Genomic DNA, 16,152 nt, shown 5'->3' on the forward strand with positions numbered 1-16,152 from the left:
GTGACCGTCGGCGCCGCTACTGGCGCTGTCCGGCTCCGAGGGGAGCTGTCCGAGGACCGGTGACTATTGTCCCGTCTCTACACGGTCTCCGTGGGCGACCAGCAGCCGTTCGCCAGCGGGCGGCCGCTGGGTGAAGTCGCCGCGGGGAAAGCCTTCGATCCAGAGAGGCCGGTGCTCGTCGATGCTGGCGTAGTACTGGTTGCGCCAGTGCCCGCGGACCCAGTGGCCGGCGGGCGTGCGGCCTTCGGCGGCTGCGCGTGCTGCGGAGAGTTCGTGGGCGGCGGCCTCGGGGCGGCGCAGGGCGATGCGGCGGAAGCTCTCGGGGCGGATCTTCGCGTTGCGTGCGATGGCGCGCACCGATTGGTGGATCTTCGGGGAGTCCTCGCGGGTCAGGGGCTGTTTGGCGAGCGCGGACAGGGCTCTGAGTATGGAGATGCAGTGGGTGCCCGCGTGCGCGGGCTTGTCCCACGGCACGAAGTAGGCGAGCTGCGGGAAGAGCGCGGTGACCTGCACCGTGACGCCGTTGACGTCGTACGCCCCGGATGGTGTGCGGATCCAGGTGAAGGCGTTGACTCCGTCGTCCACGCACGCCCAGGTGATGGCGGTGGCCGGCGGCTGGTCCGGGAACAGAGGTGCGAAGGCGGTGGATGGGACGGGCTTGGCGAAGAACAGGAAGCCGATGGGGGCGAGGAACTCGTCGCGCCGCACGCACTGCTTCGGGAAGGTTTGGGCGGCGGCCGTCACCATGTCGCACATGGCTGCATCCGCGTAGATGGTGTCGGCGTTCTGCCATGTCTCCAGCGGGATCAGGTCGTCCGAGGTGAAGAGCTCCATCCTTTCCTCGAGCGAGGCGGTTGGCCACTTCTCGGGCCACACGCCCGGCCCGTACTCGGGGAGGCCGTCGGCGGCCAGGTAGCGAATCCACTGATCGGAGTCGAACCAGCCGGTCAGTGATGCTTTGAGGCGGATCGCGTCGGCCGGCGTCACGCTCCGGGCAGCGTGAGAGTGGAGCCGAGCGCGGAACTCCGCTGCGCCGCCGGGTGAGTTCGCGCGGGTTGCTCGCGCACGGCCGTTCTTCAGTCGCTTCGTCCTGGTGACCGCGTGGCGTTGGGTCACGATGTGCTCTGCCCGTCGGCCGGGTCGTCTGGTGGGGTTGCCCGCCAGTCCTCCCGGGTGGTGCGGCCGAGGGCCTGCTCCACGGCCGCGACTTCGCCGTGGCCGTAGGCGGTGCGGATCCCGGAGATGGACATGCCGGAGGCGGCAGCGAGGTCGGCGAGCTTGTAGGGGCGGGGGCGGGCGAACTCCCGTCCGTAGGCGATCAGTCGGCGGATCTCGTCCTCGGCCTGCGACTTGCGGTAGTGGGCCATGCCGATCGCCGAGAGCAGCGGCTCGTGCTCCTCCCAGTCCGCGAGAGCGGCGGCTTCGAGGTTGTGGATCATCGCCTCCCGTTCGGTCTGGACGGCGTGGCAGACGTCGTTGAACACATCGTCGGGCACGTCCCCGGGAGCAGGCATCGGGTGGCAGATCGCAGCGATGTCGGTAAGTACGTTCATGACGAACAGCATCCCAGAAATTGCGATGAACGCAACGGGTTGCGCTCATCGCAATTTCTGGGATGGTCGCGCTGCAGGGCGGATTGTCAGCGGCGCAGCACGTTGACGACCCGCTCTCTGCCCAGGATGGGGGCGTTCTCGCACCCTGCGGGGGTGACCAGGTACGGGCCGACCCACCTGCGGGAGCGGCCGGTTGGGTCGTTCCGGTCGGGATAGGTGCGCCGGTGCGGACGGACGAACCATTGGTGGCGGTAGACGCGGCTGGCGGTGTCCTGGGCCCCTCGATCGTCCTCGGGGGCGGGGCGGATGGACTGGCGCAGGGTGACGTAGCGGACCGTCGCGTCGGGGCGCTCCGCGTTCATCCGGCGGAGCCGCTTGCGGGCCGCCGAGTCGGGTCGCACATCCTCGGCCTGCCGTAGGCCGCGGCGGGCGTCAGCGGGCTGCCGGATGAGGAGCAGAGTGCCGAGCAGTGTGCGGATCACCTGGAGCGCGTCATTCTCTGTTTCGCGCCGGTCGTCCTCGTCGACGTCCTGGGGTTGCCCTGCGCCAGAGGGTTTCCATGAACCCGGCAGCTGTTCCCATGGCGTCTCGGTGTTCAGCGGGACTGGGACGGCACAGTTCGCGCTGACAGCGCCGATGATCATGGATTCGAGGAAGAGGTATTCCATGGTGCCGGCCTTGTCGCGGTGTTCCTCCAGGAGGCGGCGATTGAAGCCCGCGTCGTCCAGGAGCAGGACACGCAGCGACAATCCGGCCCGGCACCAGAAGACTGCTCGCGGACTGGTTGACGTCGCTTCGCCCCGGGGCCGAGGGTCGTCCGACCACACCAGGAGTCCCGCGGGGGCCGGGAGGTCGTCTACGTCGAAGGCGCAGAGGGGCAGGCCCTCGCCGATTTGTCGTGCCAGCCACGTCATCTGATCGTTGACGTAGTACAGTTCGGCGCTCTTCGCCGCTCGCTGCATCGTCGCCGCGTCGGTGAATCCGTGGATGTCGAATGCCAGGGAGCCGTGTGCCACGTTCTCGTCCGTCCACCGGACCAGGTCCTGGCGGAGTTCGGGAACATCACAGGCCCGCAGGTGAGTTGTCGCCACGGCGCTCGAACTTAGCGCAGGCCATGGGGAGTTGTGCTCGTCTCGCTACTTTGTGCGGGGCTCCGGGATGCGGTACACGCGCTGTCCCTGGACGGATCCGAGCGCGGCGTTGACGACGGTGGGCGGGATCCAGGCGTTGCGGTAGGTGCCGTCCCAGTCGGTGCGGGACCCGATACGGGAGCGGCGCCAGTGTCCGCGCCGTAGGTGAGGGGATAGACGCCGGCCCGTCTCGGTAGCGACGCCGTCCTCCCGTGGAGCATCATCGCCGCGCGAGGCGCGGGTGAGGGACAGGACGCGCACGCCGCCGAGGAGCCCTTGGCGTTCTTGCCGGGCGGTGGTTGCGGTCGGGCGCCGGGTGGGGAGCTCGGTGGGCTCGGGTGTGTTCCACGAGGCCCAGGCCAGAGCGGCCGCCAGATTGGTGACGGTGTCCGCCAGGGTGGACAGGGAGCGCCAACCGGGCAGGGCGGCGCGCGTGAGGGTGGTGCGGCTGGTGCCGGGGATGCGCAGCAGCCAGATCACCTCGTCGGCGAGCTGCCCGTCTTCGTCGGCGAGCAGGACCAGGCCGTCGATGAATGCGCCGCGGGCGTAGACGGCGTTCACGACCGGGACCGGGGGCGGCGGTGAGGCCAGATTGATGGCGAGGCCCTGGCCGCGCGTCTCCGCGGCCGCCACCGCCTCGTCCACGGGCCGTCCGCTGGGAGCCGTCTCGAGGAGGTGGGCGAGGCGGGGGTGCCACAGCCCGCTGCGCGGCTGCAGATGCAAGGGGGCGCCGAGTGCGAGCAGGCAGGAGCGGAAGGGCAGGCGGATGTCGTCGAGGGCCTCGCCCTGGGGCGGGGTGCTGTCGGCGACGCCGGCACAGGTGGCGGTGGGGATGTAGAAGGGCACGGCGTCGGCGAGGGCATGGCCGATGCTGGCGCAGGCGGCGCCCAGGCCCGTGCTCGCGTACGCGCGGCTGTCCAGGGCGATGCCCTCGCCGCGTAGTCCGTTGGCGGAGTCGGCCAGCGCGTTCTGGCCGATCACGGCGCCCAGGGTGAGGGCCCGCAGGGCGATGGCGTCGCCCGGCGCTGCCGGTTCGGTGCGCTGCTGGGGGTCGCCCCACCGCCCGCCGACCGTGAGGACCCGCATGTCGTGCTCGAAGACGGGGCGCATCGCGGCGTCCAGGCGGTCGTCGGCCACACCGGGATCCGCGAAGTCCTTGTTGATGCGGATGGCGACGCCGGTGGTCAGGGCGATCTGGCTGCCGAAGGTTTCCGGGAGTCCGAAGGGGGTGCGCGCGGGCGGGGCCGGCTTCCCCACGGTGAGTGCGCCCTCGTCGGTGGCGCTGGACAGGTCCGCGTCCACCAGGTCGGACAGCTGGCGCCAGATCACCGGGCCGTAGATCTGCTCGGCCCGTGCGGTGTACTCGGGGGTGGGGGTACCGACCGCCAGACGGCGCAGGGTGGCAGCATCGTAGGTCTTGAGGGCCTTGGCCATGCCAGCCGGCGGCCCGCAGAACTCCAGCAGCCGTTCACCGGCGCCGTGTTCGTCCAGTCGGTCCTCGGCGCGGTTGAACTCCATCCAGACACCCATGATGTGGCTGAGCGACGGAGTGTCGCGCGGGCCAAGGACCGGCAGCGCGTCTCCGTGCCAGCTGATCGGCTGGCCGTCGTGGACAAGCTGGAGATGGTCGTGCATGTTGACCAGGCCGTCGAGTCGGGCCGCCACCCAGTCGATGCGCCACCGCACCGGCTCCGTCTCCCCCGTTGCAGCCAGCGGCGTACCGTCGAGCAGGGTCACCGGGCAGTGCGGCGCCTGCAGGAGTCCGATGGTCTGCTCGCGCACCTGCTCCCACGGCAGCGTGAGCTCGGCGGCGAGGCTCTCCCAGGTCACGGTGATCACCGCGGACCCCAGGTCGTAGGAGCGCTCCAGCAGACATCCTTGAACCGTCGCCCCCTGAACCGCGCCCAGCAGTTCGGCCGGCGGAGCAGGAGCAGCCGGCGGCAGCGGATTCAACGTCCACTGCCCGTCGGGGCCCACCTCGATGAGACCGGCCGTCACCAGGGTGCCCAGCAGGCGGCGCAGCGTTGTCGGCTCACCGGATTCGAGGACCGTGGCACACCAGACGCGGCGCAGCTCGGTGTCCGGCGGCGGTGTCAGCGCCGCCGTCTCCTCCATTACCCACACCGAGGCGTCCCAGCCGCCGTAGCGCGAGACGAACTGGGCGATGGCACCGACCGAGTTCCCCAGCACCCGCGGGTCTCCCCGCACCCCCTCGCGCTCGAGCTCGGCAATACAGGCGAGCAACCAGGATGCGGCACGCGGCAGGACCGCGCCCCAGCCCTGGAGCACGAAGGGCTTGGCCCAGATGTGGTGATCCTCATTGAACAGGCCCTCAACCAGACGCGGTTCGCCCATGGGCTCCGCTGGCCCGTGATCAGCCGGCTCATCACGGTCCCAGTGCGGCGCTGCACCGGATTCGGGTTCGGGGGCAGGCCAGTCGGCGAGCAGCGCACCGCGGGCGGCGGCGAGTCCGGACGCCGACGAGGGGGCCAGAACGCCGCGGGCGGCCTCGCGACCGCGGATCGCATCCACGTTCTCCGCATCGGTGACCAGCAGCAGTGCACCCTCGGCCATGCAGTCGAGCAGATCCTCATCTCGCCACGGGTCGAGGACGACCGACACGAGCTCCCGGCCGTTCGGCAGGGACAAGACCGCGACGAGATGCCCGCCCTCGTCCGACCCGCGAAAGTCCCAGCGCACCTGGGCATCGGTCGGTCCGGCCTCGGCCGGCAGCCACTCACCGCCATCTTCCGGCGGATCCACCACCATCACGGCCATGGGGTGTGGATCGCCCTTGAGCTGCATCACCTTTACTTCACGGAGCGCCGCCAGCTCACCGCTCGGAGACCATGCGGGGTACCCGCGGGTGAAAAGTACCGACGACTCCTTGCCCCCGCCCGAACGGCCCGCGCCCACCTGCTTATTACGGTCCCGCTTCCCGCGGCTCGCCTTGCCCATAGCGCCCGAGCATAGAGGCCTCCTCGCACCCAAGACGCCACGTCTTGACAGACCCGGCAGTGCCCTGCATCCCGTGGTGTACCTGTCGGAAGGCCTCGATCCAACCGCAGTTCGTGAACCGGCCCCGGCCCGGGTAGGGCCCTGCGCCCGAGCGATTCCGGACAGGGCCTTACCACACGAAGCCTCGTTCGAGTGGATTTCCGCACTGCCGTCTTCCGTGAGCGCAGCGTGGTGGCAGCATGCGGAAATCAGGTGGTTCCGCTCGAACGCGGAATCCTGGGAGCGCACGGTTCACGGTCTGGGGAGATCTCGGTTGAGGACGCAGGAGACGCGCGAGATCGCCGCCGTGGACACGATCGCCTCGGTGGCGACGCTGCTCATCGACACCGTGATCGACCATCCGCAGTTTCCCCTTGAGCAAGTGTTCGGCACGGTCCTGGCGCAGCTGCCCGAGGTAGACGCGGAGGCGGACCGGAGCACCGAAATCGTCTGCATGCGGCAGCAGCAATGGCTGCTGCTGAACTGGCTCGCCGGGGTCAACGAGACCATCCCCGGCAGCATCGCCCAGGAGGCCGTTGCCTGGGTTCGCCGCACGGTCGGCCCCGCCGCAGCCCGGGAGTGCGAGGCGCACGCCTGGGCTCTTGGCCACCCCCAGGGCCCAGTGGACACCGTCATCCGGGACCGGCACCGTGTCGAGCGCATCACCGCCTGGTCACGGCTCCTCGCGGCCATCACCTGCCTGCACGGTGATGGAACATCAGCGTGGCTGCGACGCTTCGACCCGTCCGACATGGTCGAGACGAACACGCTCGCGTGGCTGACGGGCTGCGAACCGCCCGGCTGGGATCCGCTGTCCTGGCCGCCCGATCCCCGCACTCTGCCAGAGATCCGCCGCAAGACGATGAAGTTCGTCGACCACCCCGAGAGCCGGGCGGAGGCGACCGGATTCCTTGACATCGTCGGCCTGACCATGGTCCCAGCCCCGCACGGAAACCCGGCCACCGGCGACATCCTGGCCGACCAGGAACTGGAGCGCCTCGCCAAAGCCCGGCTCTACTTCGTCGACGCCGACATGTGCTCCGTCGCCGTGCGCAAAGCGGCCCGTCCACGGACCACCCCGATCGCACCCCACCGGGTGCCCTCGCCGAACGGCATGCTGTTCTTCTCCGAGCCGGTCTCCTTCACAACTTCCGGCAGTTCCGATGTCGTTGCCGCCTCCTGGGGACTGTGGGACCCGCGCTCCCACCCCGACGGCTGGCTGCGGCTGAACAACGCCGACGCCTATGAACACCTCGCCTACGGGGACGGCCCTCACTGGTGGGTCACCCTGTACCACGTCCAGGACGCCGTGATCGAGGACGAGCGCGAGACACCGCCCCTGGACCTCACCGACACACACATCGTGTCCGCCGGCCAGGTCTTCGCACCCCTATCCGACGTCCTGTCCACCCAGCACGCGGCGCGTGCCCTGATCGCCTGCTGGGATCTGATCACCCAGGAGCAGATCGGCAAGCCGATCACCGACACCACGCTCCTGCAGCGCAAGCCCACCAAGACCCGCGCCGACCGCAGGCGCGGCATCGAGGACGACGGCACGGTCCGCCTCGTCACCGTCCGCGGCCGAGCCCCCCAGCCGTCCAACGACTCAGGTGGCGCCTCGGCCGCCGTGCCCGCCCAACGCTCATCCATCCAATACAAACACCGGTGGACCGTGCAGGAACACAGCCGGTCCCACTGCATGAACCCGCGTGCACACACCGACGGGGGCTGTACGCACGAGGACATCACCATCCTGGACTTCGTCAAGGGGCCCGAGGGCGCGCCGTTCCTACGCCGCGACATCGTGCACATCCTGCGCAAGCTCGAGCAGTAGAGATCGCGGCGGGCATAGCGTGGCGCATCTATGGACGAACTGACTGCTGAGACCGGCTGCCGGGGCTGCGGCCGGCGCCCAGCGGATCAGTGGCTCGACGGCGACGGCCCGCTGTGCGACGTTTGCCTCGACGAGCGGATCGCGGCGGCGACGGGGATGCCCAGACTCCCACTCGCCCCACCTCCAGTAGAGATCGACGGTGGGGACGGGCGCAGGCATGTACTGCGCTACCGCCGAGCAATGCGGCCAGGGCGGCCAACGCCCGGGGCTGGCTGCTGTGTTGAGTGCGTGCGGCCTGCTGCAGCATCGGCCACAGCGCCGTGTGCCGGGCACGGGCAAACCGGGCCGTCTGGCCGACGGCAGCGAGGCGGTGGCTGACGCGGTACTGGTCGATCACCGCCATGGGCAGGGCGTCCAGGACGTTGTCGCCGCCGCGCCCGGTCAGATGCAGGTGCGAACCGTACGCGGTGGCCGGGGCGAGCTGGGCCGTCTTGATGGCGAGCAGGCCGAGGCTGAGCGCGGGGGCGTCGGTGAGCGGCAGCGCGGCGGGATCGTCCAGGGCGTCGAAGTGCTGCACGCCGTCGCGGGTGCCGTGCACCCAGGCATGCTCGATCGCCGGGTTGCCGGCCGCGATCCGCTCCGCGTACCGCACGTCGTCCTGCTCGCCCATGCGGTCGTCGGTGTACGTGACGGCGAGCAGCGGGGTGCGTGGGGCGGCGAGGCTGGTGATCACCGAGCTGTCGATGCCGCCGGACAGGTCCGTGGAGAGCCGGTCGGTGCCTGTCGTGCGCCGGGTGACCGCCGAGGTCACCGTCTCGCGCACGAGCGGGGCGCTCTCGGTGAAGGCATGCGGCGGTCAGAAGGCGGCGTCGAGGTGGAACGGGCGCGTGTGCGGCTTCTTGCCATGCGCGGCGGTGTAGATGAACGGCAGGAACGCGCGGGCCCCGTCGGCAAGGTACAGCCCGACGCCGGGGTGCTGTGCCGGTGAGGTGGTGGAGTAGCCGTACGCGCTGGCGATCTGTGGGGCGAGCCCGGCCAGGAGGACCGCAGTCAGGTACTGCTCGGCGCGCGTCGCCGTGATCTTCCCGGCGTCGTCGAAGAGCGCGGGCAGCGGCGGCGCGGCGGCCGGTGCCTCCGCGGAGGGGTCGGTGCCGGTGGCGCCGGCGGTGGTGATCGCGGTCCACAACCGTGCGCCACTGCTGAAAGCGATCATGAGTCCGCAGGGGCGGCCGCTGTCGGACCAGCTGGTTGTCGAGGTGATGTCCGGGGCCTTGGCCAGGATTTCGATGCACATGTCCCGGACTTGCTCGGGGCCCACGGCTACCGCCTCTCTGTCGTACGCGCGTGCGTCAAGACTAGGCACATCTGACATCGCGCAGCAGATGGAGCCTGGGGGCAAACATGAAGAAGTCTGTCATCGGGGGGCAGGTCAGCGACGTCGGCGGGACAGGGGATGCTGTTCCAGGAGCTGCCGGGCATCTCGTCGGCGGGCGCTGGACGGGTGGAACAGGGCGACTCCGGTGCAGGCGAGGTAGCTGACCACCAGGACGGCCAGGACGGACAGCGCGCCCGGAAGGGCTGACGCGGCCACACACAGGTTGAGCAATGCAGTCGCCATGGCGATCTCCTCCCATCGGGCCGGATCAAGCGCCGGCGATGGCCGTAGACAACCAGTCCGCTGTCGGAGGGACCTGACGAAGGTGGGGTGTCTCTAAAGGCCTTTCCATAGTGGCCACTTGAGTGTGGGAGGACCGCTAGCGTCGCCGCATGTCTCACCGCGCGCTTGGTCCGAGTCCGGCCGACCAACAGCTCATCGACCACGCATCGCAGCACGGGCACGACGTGTCGGCGAAGCAACTGGCGACGTGGCGCCGGGCAGGCCTGCTGCCTGGAAACACCGTGTCCTTCCCAGGCCGCGGGGGCAGCGCTTCCGAGCCTGTGCCCGCGGGTTTCGACCTAGTGGTGGGGCTGGCCCGCCATGCCGGACGGGGCCGGCGTCCGGATGACCTCGCCCTCTTGTTGTTCGGCGACGGCCTGCCGGTGTCTGAGGCGCGCGTCCGGGCAGCCTTTGGCGCCGCTGTGGGCCGGATCCACATCGCGGCCGAGAATGCCGAGACTCGGAACGGCGGCCCGGAGGAGCATGCTGCGCAGGTTGCTGACCGGGCCGTCGGAGCGGGGCTGTCCGTGGTTCTGGTTCCAGCCCGTGTCCGGCGCATCGACGAGCGGCTCACCCGCCATATGCACGGCATGGGACTGCCCTGGCCTCCGCCGGAGCTGGCTGCCCTGGACCGCAACCCCCACCCGACACCTTGTACTCCCCAAGAAGCCACGGCTGCGAGCGTGTACGCGGTCCTCCTGGGCGGCGCCTCCGTCACCCCGCAGGGGATTGGAGATCTCGTCCGCGCCATGAACCCTGGCATGCCGGGGAATCCCCTGGCCTCGCTCGCCGAGTACACCGACCAGGACGTACCCGACGGCCCCACTGCCTTCCGCCCCGAGGGTGGCATGACCACGATCCCCGAAGGCGATGTGCGGGACGTGCTGCAGCAGTTGGTCGTCGCGACGCCCCTCGACGACCTCCATGCGGCTTGGATGGCCGCGGAGGGCATTCGTGACTGGGCCTGGGACCTGTGTAAGCGCGTCGAAGCCGAGCTCGACGCCGGCAAATTCGGGGAAGCCCTCGCCGAGTGGGCGCCCAGTCGTACCCTCCTGGCCAGCATCTCGCTCCTCACGGCGTTGCGGAACCGCCGCTGGTCCCCCGCCGACCATGCGACATCCGCGCTGTACCTGCTACTGATGAGGCAAGGGCTCCGCGCGCTGGATGAACAGATTCCCGGATGCCAGTGGGAAATCCTCGACACCCCAGGCATGCTCCCGCCGCCCCTCAAGCCACTGCTCAGGATGTAAATCCTCTCGTCTCGAGCGCGTCCAGCTCCAGCTCCAGCACCTGGACCAGACCCGACGGTGGATCGCGGCCGAGGAGCAGCGTGGCCGACACGGCCCGGCTATTACCGCCACGACGGCAGCGAAGCCCGGACCATTCATTGACCAGGCGCGGCAGGACCTCGCCGACGGTGTCGAGTGCGTGGACGACCTCGGTACCGACCCGGCCGGCACCAGCCGGGACCAGCCGTCCGTCTCATGGGCCCCGGATTTCAGGGACGGCGACGCCGGATATCGCGCAGCGGTCGCCGACCTTCGCCGGCGGTGGTCGGCGCGGGAATGGAAGGTGACGACGGAACAGCAGACCGACCCGGTCACTGGCGAAGCGACCGGGTTCTAAATGATCCGTGCCACCGACGACTGCGGCGTCACCCTGTCGCTGAGCCCCGGCTGGCGTACCGGTGAGGGACTGGTCGTCGCCGACGGCGGCTGCATCCGCCACTACGGCTACTGGAACACGAGCGGCTGAACCACCTGCTGATGGACCCGAGCCCCATGTTCCCTGCCGCTCCGGCGACGTGTACGTCGTGCGTCTCCTCACCGAACTCAGCAGCGTACTCGGCGACATCGACCGGGACGCTCAGTCATCACAGTGACGGTGTCCTGTGCCACCGGATCTTGATCGATTGCCGCTTTGGCCACTGTGCGGTTCGTGCCATCTAGCCTTGGCCAGCCTAGTCAGGGCCTCGCTGAGCAGCGTCAGACCCTTGCTGAATGATCTGGTCGTTACTTCTCCAGGTGAGCATCCGCTGGCGCGTGTTCTTCGACGATTGTCTCCAGCACGGCGTCTTCGATGTCCCCCAGCGCGCTGTGTACCGCCTCAAAGAGTGCGTCAACTTCTCCTCGGGACTGTCCGGCGAGTATGTGGATCTGATCGCCAGCCAGCCACGCCCCGTCAGGGAGCCGGGCATCAGCGATCTCCGTCAGGGCGCGCACCATGTCCTCGAACGCGCCGCTTTCGTGCACCCAAGTCCGCCAGTCGACGTCACCGCCGTCGACGAAGACCCTGATCAGTTCGTCAGGGGTACAGCCAGATCCGTTCTGGGCAGCCAGGAAACTGGACAGAGCACCAAGAGACGTGGTGGTAGGCATAGATGATCATTCCCCGGGTTGATTTGAGTGTGCAGCGGCCTCTGGGACGAGCCAGGGCCGGACTCCCGCAGGGGCGGGGCTGCTCTGCATGACGGGGACTCCCGCAAGGGGCGGGGTGCCGGAAGGATCCGGGAACGGACGCAACCATACAGGCTGTGATTCTTCTTCGCTTCCGCCTCGCACGCCCCACACAGGCTGTCTCCTCGGTGCGCCCGGAGGACTGCCGGGTCGACTGCCAGCGGGCACGGACCGAACAGTTGGTCAAGGTGGCAATCGATCAAGATCGGGTGGCACAGGACTGCCGGTCACAACGGCAGCTGATTCCACGAAGTGCATTTTCGAATACCTGTTCGGTACCGTGAGGGTGGAGGTGCCCTCATGGACACAGACGACCGCGTGGGACCCACGTCATCGATCCTGCATCTGCGGTGCGCTCGTGATATCGACGAGCAGGTGTACCGGCTGGTGCTCGGCCTGATCGCCGACATCACGCCGGTCGTCCAGGCGCTTCCGCCTGCCGCGGCCGTAGCCGATGTGGCGGGCAGCCTGCGCTACCACGGTCAAGACCCGGCTCATCTTGCACGCGTACTCAGAGCTCGGGCGCTGGGGCTATATGGGGTGTCGGTGGACGTCGGGGTGGGTCCGACCTGGTCGGTTGCCTCGATGGCCTCACAAGCCCCTGGGCCAGGCGGTGTCTGTGCGGTGGGCGCCAGCTCCAGGGAGGTCACCGCGTTTCTGCAGCCACGTCCGGTTGGTGACTTGCCGGGTGTCGGTCCCGTCCAGGAACGCACTCTGCGGACGTTTGGGGTGCACAGCATCGGCCTGCTGGCCCAGCTTCCCCTGGGGACCGTTCAGCGTGTCGTAGGAGGGGCAGCGGGGCGCCTGCTGTGGGAGAGGGCCCGCGGGGTGGACCGTCGGACGGTTGTCCCTGCGGCGCTGCCCCTCAGTGCCTCGGTCTCGACGCGGTTCACCACCGACACTCTGGACTCCGACGTGGTACGCGCCGCTCTGCTCGGCCTCGTGGTCGATCTCGGTGAGCAGCTCCGGGTCCGTCGGCAGGCGTGCCGTGCGCTGACTCTGACCGTGGTGCTCGCCAACCGCAGCAAGGTCGTTCGGTCTCGTACCCGGCCGGACGGGCCCAGCGCGCACACGGGCGACTTGCGCCTCCTTGCGCTTGAGGCGTATGAGGCTTTGGGATTCCAGCGGGCGCGGCTGCGGGCGCTGACGCTGACCGCCGAGCGCCTTGTGTCCGCCGCTCAGGCGCATGAGCAGCTCAGCCTCGATGAGCGACGCGAACGCGGGCTGCGCATCGAGACCGTCCTGGACCGCGTGAATGCGCGGTTCGGGTCCGGGACCGTGGGTCCCGCAGCAGCAGTCGCTCATCATGGTGCCGTGTCATGGTCTGCCTGATCGGGCCCTCGCTCACCCAAGATGCGCAGCCCGTGGCGTTCCGGGCGCGGACTGCGGCCGTCGACGGGCACGTCTACGCCCAGGAGCAGTGGCTCGACGCCCGGGTTCGTCTCGCGGGCCGGGTCCGGCGGGCCGCTGTGACGGAGTACCGCGACCATGGTGGACGGCGTATGGCTCATCTGCTGCTGCGTCCGACCGACGGTGCACCGCCGGGTCTCGGCTGGTTCTGGTGGCATCCGCGCTCCATGCACCTGTCTGGTGCCGGCCCCTCCCCGGTCGAGGCCCTGCCCGCTCGCCCCGATGATGCTGTACGCCTGCATCCGGCCCAACTCGAATCTGGTCCAGGGCCATTGTCGTTCGAGGATCTGTCCGGCGGCATGTTGTCCGCCCGCGTCCAGGTGGCCGGCCGATTGCACGAGGCTGTCATCCTGCGCACCTCGGTTCTCGCCGATGGCAGTCGTGCCGCCCTCGTGCACATCCACATCGTCGACGGGCTTTGGGCCGTCCATTACCCGCGGCTGTATGCATGGGACGGCACAGTCGTCGTTCCGGACGCCGCCCGGGAGGTGTCGTAGCCGTGGCCGCCTTCGAGGAGCCCGAACAGGCGCCGCCCTGGCGTGAAGGGGCCGGCCCGCCTCCGCAGGTCTGGCTGTGGCCCCGCGGCGACCGTCCCGCGCTGTGGATCCGGGCAGCAGGTCGCTGGCGGTACGCAGTCGTCATGGCCCGTCATGAGTACGCCGATGGCCGCGTCGTCGTCCAGGTCGACGTCCGGCTGCCCCGCCAGAGCGCTGAACAGGAGGCGGGGGTTTTCACCCGCTTCTACCGCTGGCCGCAGGACGGTCTCCGTGTCGCACACGCCAGCACCAGCCAGCCTGCCCACGATCGCATTCCCACCCGCGCCAGTCCCTCCCAGCACAGCATCGACTCGGCCGACGCGTAGGGCAGCTCATTGTCACGTGGCCGGACAGGACGAGCCGAGTTCGTCTTCGCCCGGCTATGCGGCGAGTGCGGCGGGTTCGCCCAGATGGGCGGCCGCGGTACGCCAGGCGGCGGTCACAGCACTCCGGGCCAAGGCCGTCCGTGCGGTGTGGTCGCCAGTCAGCTCCAGCGGTGCACCCACGTGAACGTGCAGGTCCGGCCGACGCATCGGCGCAGTGGCCAGGCCGAGGAGCTGCTTGGCAGTGCTGCCGGAGGTCACCCGCCGGGCTCCAGCCTGACCCACAGGCACGACCGGTGCACCGGTGCGTTCGACGAGGCGGGACAAGCCGCTGCGGAAGGCCTCGGGGGCCGCTTCCGCGGCATCCCTGCGGCGGGGCAGACCGCCCTCCGCGTAGATGAGGAGCATCCGCCCTTCCTTCAGAGCCTCGACGGCTCCGTCCAGTGCAGCTGCGGCGCGGTGGTCCTTGCGGTAGACGGGGATGTGCCCCTCACGGAGGAGTGAGCGCCCCAGCAACGGAACGCGCCACAGTCCTGCGGTCGCCATGATGACCGGTTCGGCGCCCAGCCGGCGCAGGGCTGCGATCACGATGGCGGGGTCGGCGAGGGAAGTGTGGTTCGCGGCGATGATGCTGCCCGGCGCGAGCGCGGTGCCGGGGTCGGTGGTCACCGACAGGCGGCCGACGGCGGGCACCAGGATGTCGGCGATGCGGCTGAGCATGGGAACTCCCTGGTCTCGACGATGTTGTTGTCCATCGTCGGCGGCAGGCCCCCACCAAGCGTGAGTCGTCGTACTCATTTTCTCCGCGGGGCTACCCATCAGCACCGCGTCGCAGCCTGTTACTCGATGGCTGCCGACACGCGGCGCAGAGCTGGTCGGCACGGGCCGATGGAGTTGGGCAAGGCGCTGCCTCGAATCGGCTAACCGGGCGATGACCCTCGCAACCACCTCTGCAGGGTGGAAGACGTCGACCATGTCTTTGACGTGGGAACTACCGGAACCGATGCTCGCGACGCCCACAGAGGATCCAGTGCTGCCGGCTGGTCACGCTGCCGAGCCCAAATGGGATGGTTTTCGGGCTCTGGTGGGCTGTTGGGCAGATGGCCATGTCCAGATTCGCTCGCGCAGCGGCGGTGACCTGACGGCCGCATTCCCTGAGATCGCCATCGCCGCGGCTGGCTTGCCGGCCGGAACTGCTCTCGACGGCGAGTTCGTCATCTGGGAGCACGATCGCCTCGCCTTCGAGCGGCTTCAACAACGCCTGCACCGGCGTGGGTCAACGGCCGCTCGCGCTGCTGCTCAGTGGCCGGCCCATTACGTCGCCTTTGACCTGCTGCGTCTCGACGCTGTCGATCTCACGGCCACTGCCTACCGTGACCGCCGGGCGGCCTTGGAAGCCCTCTTCGCCAATCACGGTCTGCAGGCTCCCTGGGCCCTGTGCCCTGCCACCACCGATCCGCGGCAGACCGCCGAGTGGCTGTCGTGGACGGCGGTGGGCATGGAAGGGCTCGTCTTCAAGCGCCTGGATCAGACATATCGTCCGGGCTGGCGGGGGTGGCGAAAGTACCGGTCTAGGCACAGTACGGAGGCATTGATCGGCGCGGTCACCGGAACTCTGTCCGCCCCCGTTACCGCCCTTCTCGGCCGCCTCGATGCCGGCGGGCAGCTGCAGTACGTGGGCCGCACAACGGTGCTACACACGGCGGCTCGTCAGGCCCTGGGCGCGAGGCTCCGAGACGGCCACGCTGACCACCCGTGGACGGGATGGTCGTTCTCCGCAGGGTGGGGCTCTCAAGATCAGCTGGACGTGCGACTGGCTGACCCTGTCATCGTTGCGGAAGTCGCTGTCGACGTTTCCCTCGACTCCGCCGGCCGGTGGCGGCACCCGGTGCGGCTCCTGCGGGTCCGCACCGACCTGGCTGCTTCCGACGTCCCCCCGCTCGGCACCGACAAGGGGTGAATACGAGTCCTCCCAACCAGCGTCCCAGGGAAGCCGCACGCAGAGGTGGCTCGTCACAGATGCTCCCAAGAGCTCCAGGGCGATGCCCGCCGGGGTGACCTGGTCGCTGCCGGCCCTGACCTGGCGATGAGTGAGACGGCGAGCAGACGCAGCAGAGCGTCGCGTTGGTCGTAGAGCGCGTCGAGATCAGGGTCGGTGATGGACGAGGCGGTCCGTCGGGCAGCCGGGTCCATGTCGGGGGTGGGGGTGGAATGTTGGCGTTCGGAGGTGGTCGATGTCACGGGTGGCTTCTTTCG

At 69.3% G+C, this 16,152-nt stretch carries 18 protein-coding genes; 8 read left to right on the plus strand and 10 right to left on the minus strand.

Going from position 1 to position 16,152, the window contains the following annotated elements; all coding sequences use genetic code 11:
• Nucleotides 1-63: 63 nt before the first annotated feature.
• The 4 genes from ADK54_RS09805 to ADK54_RS09820 form a co-directional block, all read right to left on the minus strand.
• Nucleotides 64-987 (minus strand): hypothetical protein, encoded by a 924-nt coding sequence (locus tag ADK54_RS09805; protein ID WP_053725173.1) that lies wholly within the window; start codon nt 985-987, stop codon nt 64-66.
• 125 nt (nt 988-1,112) lie between these two features.
• Nucleotides 1,113-1,553 carry a hypothetical protein gene (locus ADK54_RS09810; RefSeq protein WP_063801938.1) on the minus strand — a complete coding sequence of 147 codons (441 nt, stop codon included), beginning with the start codon at nt 1,551-1,553 and terminating at the stop codon, nt 1,113-1,115.
• An 86-nt stretch (nt 1,554-1,639) separates the two neighbouring features.
• Nucleotides 1,640-2,644, minus strand: a complete 1,005-nt coding sequence (locus ADK54_RS09815) for a hypothetical protein (protein ID WP_159047694.1) — start codon at nt 2,642-2,644, stop codon at nt 1,640-1,642.
• Nucleotides 2,645-2,689: 45 nt separating this feature from the next.
• A complete protein-coding gene (locus ADK54_RS09820; protein WP_159047695.1) occupies nt 2,690-5,641 on the minus strand; it encodes a hypothetical protein in 2,952 nt (983 codons plus the stop codon).
• 313 nt (nt 5,642-5,954) lie between these two features.
• Here ADK54_RS09820 and ADK54_RS09825 point away from each other — a divergent pair, with 313 nt between their 5' ends.
• Nucleotides 5,955-7,514, plus strand: coding sequence for a hypothetical protein (locus ADK54_RS09825; RefSeq protein WP_053725177.1), 1,560 nt, complete (start codon nt 5,955-5,957; stop codon nt 7,512-7,514).
• Between the two features lie 28 nt (nt 7,515-7,542).
• On the opposite strand, the gene ADK54_RS09830 is transcribed toward ADK54_RS09825, so the two are convergent.
• From ADK54_RS09830 to ADK54_RS45820, 3 genes are all read right to left on the minus strand, one after another.
• Nucleotides 7,543-8,337, minus strand: a complete 795-nt coding sequence (locus ADK54_RS09830; protein ID WP_053725178.1) for an asparagine synthase-related protein — start codon at nt 8,335-8,337, stop codon at nt 7,543-7,545.
• Between the two features lie 33 nt (nt 8,338-8,370).
• On the minus strand, nt 8,371-8,808 hold the full coding sequence (locus tag ADK54_RS09835) for a hypothetical protein (protein WP_063801939.1): 438 nt from the start codon (nt 8,806-8,808) through the stop codon (nt 8,371-8,373).
• Nucleotides 8,809-8,943: 135 nt separating this feature from the next.
• Nucleotides 8,944-9,132 (minus strand): hypothetical protein, encoded by a 189-nt coding sequence (locus ADK54_RS45820; protein WP_159047696.1) that lies wholly within the window; start codon nt 9,130-9,132, stop codon nt 8,944-8,946.
• A 149-nt stretch (nt 9,133-9,281) separates the two neighbouring features.
• On the opposite strand from ADK54_RS45820, the gene ADK54_RS43160 reads away from it, so the two are divergent.
• From ADK54_RS43160 to ADK54_RS48225, 3 genes are all read left to right on the plus strand, one after another.
• Entirely contained in the window at nt 9,282-10,421 is a 1,140-nt protein-coding gene (locus ADK54_RS43160; RefSeq protein ID WP_078966256.1) for a hypothetical protein, read from the plus strand.
• A 178-nt stretch (nt 10,422-10,599) separates the two neighbouring features.
• Complete coding sequence (locus ADK54_RS09845; RefSeq protein ID WP_053725180.1) at nt 10,600-10,797, plus strand: hypothetical protein; 198 nt, start codon at nt 10,600-10,602, stop codon at nt 10,795-10,797.
• On the plus strand, nt 10,798-10,926 hold the full coding sequence (locus ADK54_RS48225) for a hypothetical protein (RefSeq protein WP_267886990.1): 129 nt from the start codon (nt 10,798-10,800) through the stop codon (nt 10,924-10,926). It abuts the gene before it with no gap.
• 257 nt (nt 10,927-11,183) lie between these two features.
• Here ADK54_RS48225 and ADK54_RS09850 read toward each other — a convergent pair whose 3' ends face one another.
• Complete coding sequence (locus tag ADK54_RS09850) at nt 11,184-11,549, minus strand: hypothetical protein (protein ID WP_053725181.1); 366 nt, start codon at nt 11,547-11,549, stop codon at nt 11,184-11,186.
• Nucleotides 11,550-11,927: 378 nt separating this feature from the next.
• Between ADK54_RS09850 and ADK54_RS09855 the strand changes: the two genes are divergently transcribed.
• From ADK54_RS09855 to ADK54_RS09865, 3 genes are read left to right on the plus strand one after another with little or no spacing between them, the layout of a single operon-like run.
• Nucleotides 11,928-12,959 carry a DNA polymerase Y family protein gene (locus ADK54_RS09855; protein ID WP_053725182.1) on the plus strand — a complete coding sequence of 344 codons (1,032 nt, stop codon included), beginning with the start codon at nt 11,928-11,930 and terminating at the stop codon, nt 12,957-12,959.
• A complete protein-coding gene (locus ADK54_RS09860) occupies nt 12,947-13,534 on the plus strand; it encodes a hypothetical protein (RefSeq protein WP_053725183.1) in 588 nt (195 codons plus the stop codon). The genes ADK54_RS09855 and ADK54_RS09860 overlap by 13 nt, the downstream gene beginning before the upstream one ends.
• Before the next feature lie 2 nt (nt 13,535-13,536).
• Nucleotides 13,537-13,899, plus strand: a complete 363-nt coding sequence (locus ADK54_RS09865) for a hypothetical protein (protein WP_053725184.1) — start codon at nt 13,537-13,539, stop codon at nt 13,897-13,899.
• A gap of 54 nt (nt 13,900-13,953) precedes the next feature.
• On the opposite strand, the gene ADK54_RS09870 is transcribed toward ADK54_RS09865, so the two are convergent.
• The gene (locus tag ADK54_RS09870; RefSeq protein WP_053725185.1) at nt 13,954-14,616 is read right to left on the minus strand and encodes a lysophospholipid acyltransferase family protein; all 663 of its coding nucleotides are present in this window, start codon (nt 14,614-14,616) and stop codon (nt 13,954-13,956) included.
• 283 nt (nt 14,617-14,899) lie between these two features.
• Here ADK54_RS09870 and ADK54_RS09875 point away from each other — a divergent pair, with 283 nt between their 5' ends.
• The gene (locus ADK54_RS09875) at nt 14,900-15,856 is read left to right on the plus strand and encodes an ATP-dependent DNA ligase (RefSeq protein WP_063801929.1); all 957 of its coding nucleotides are present in this window, start codon (nt 14,900-14,902) and stop codon (nt 15,854-15,856) included.
• A gap of 53 nt (nt 15,857-15,909) precedes the next feature.
• Here ADK54_RS09875 and ADK54_RS45825 read toward each other — a convergent pair whose 3' ends face one another.
• Nucleotides 15,910-16,137: a hypothetical protein gene (locus tag ADK54_RS45825; protein WP_159047697.1), complete on the minus strand. Its 228-nt coding sequence runs from the start codon at nt 16,135-16,137 to the stop codon at nt 15,910-15,912.
• Nucleotides 16,138-16,152: the final 15 nt, after the last annotated feature.

The organism is Streptomyces sp. WM6378, assembly GCF_001279695.1.
Classification (GTDB): domain Bacteria; phylum Actinomycetota; class Actinomycetes; order Streptomycetales; family Streptomycetaceae; genus Streptomyces.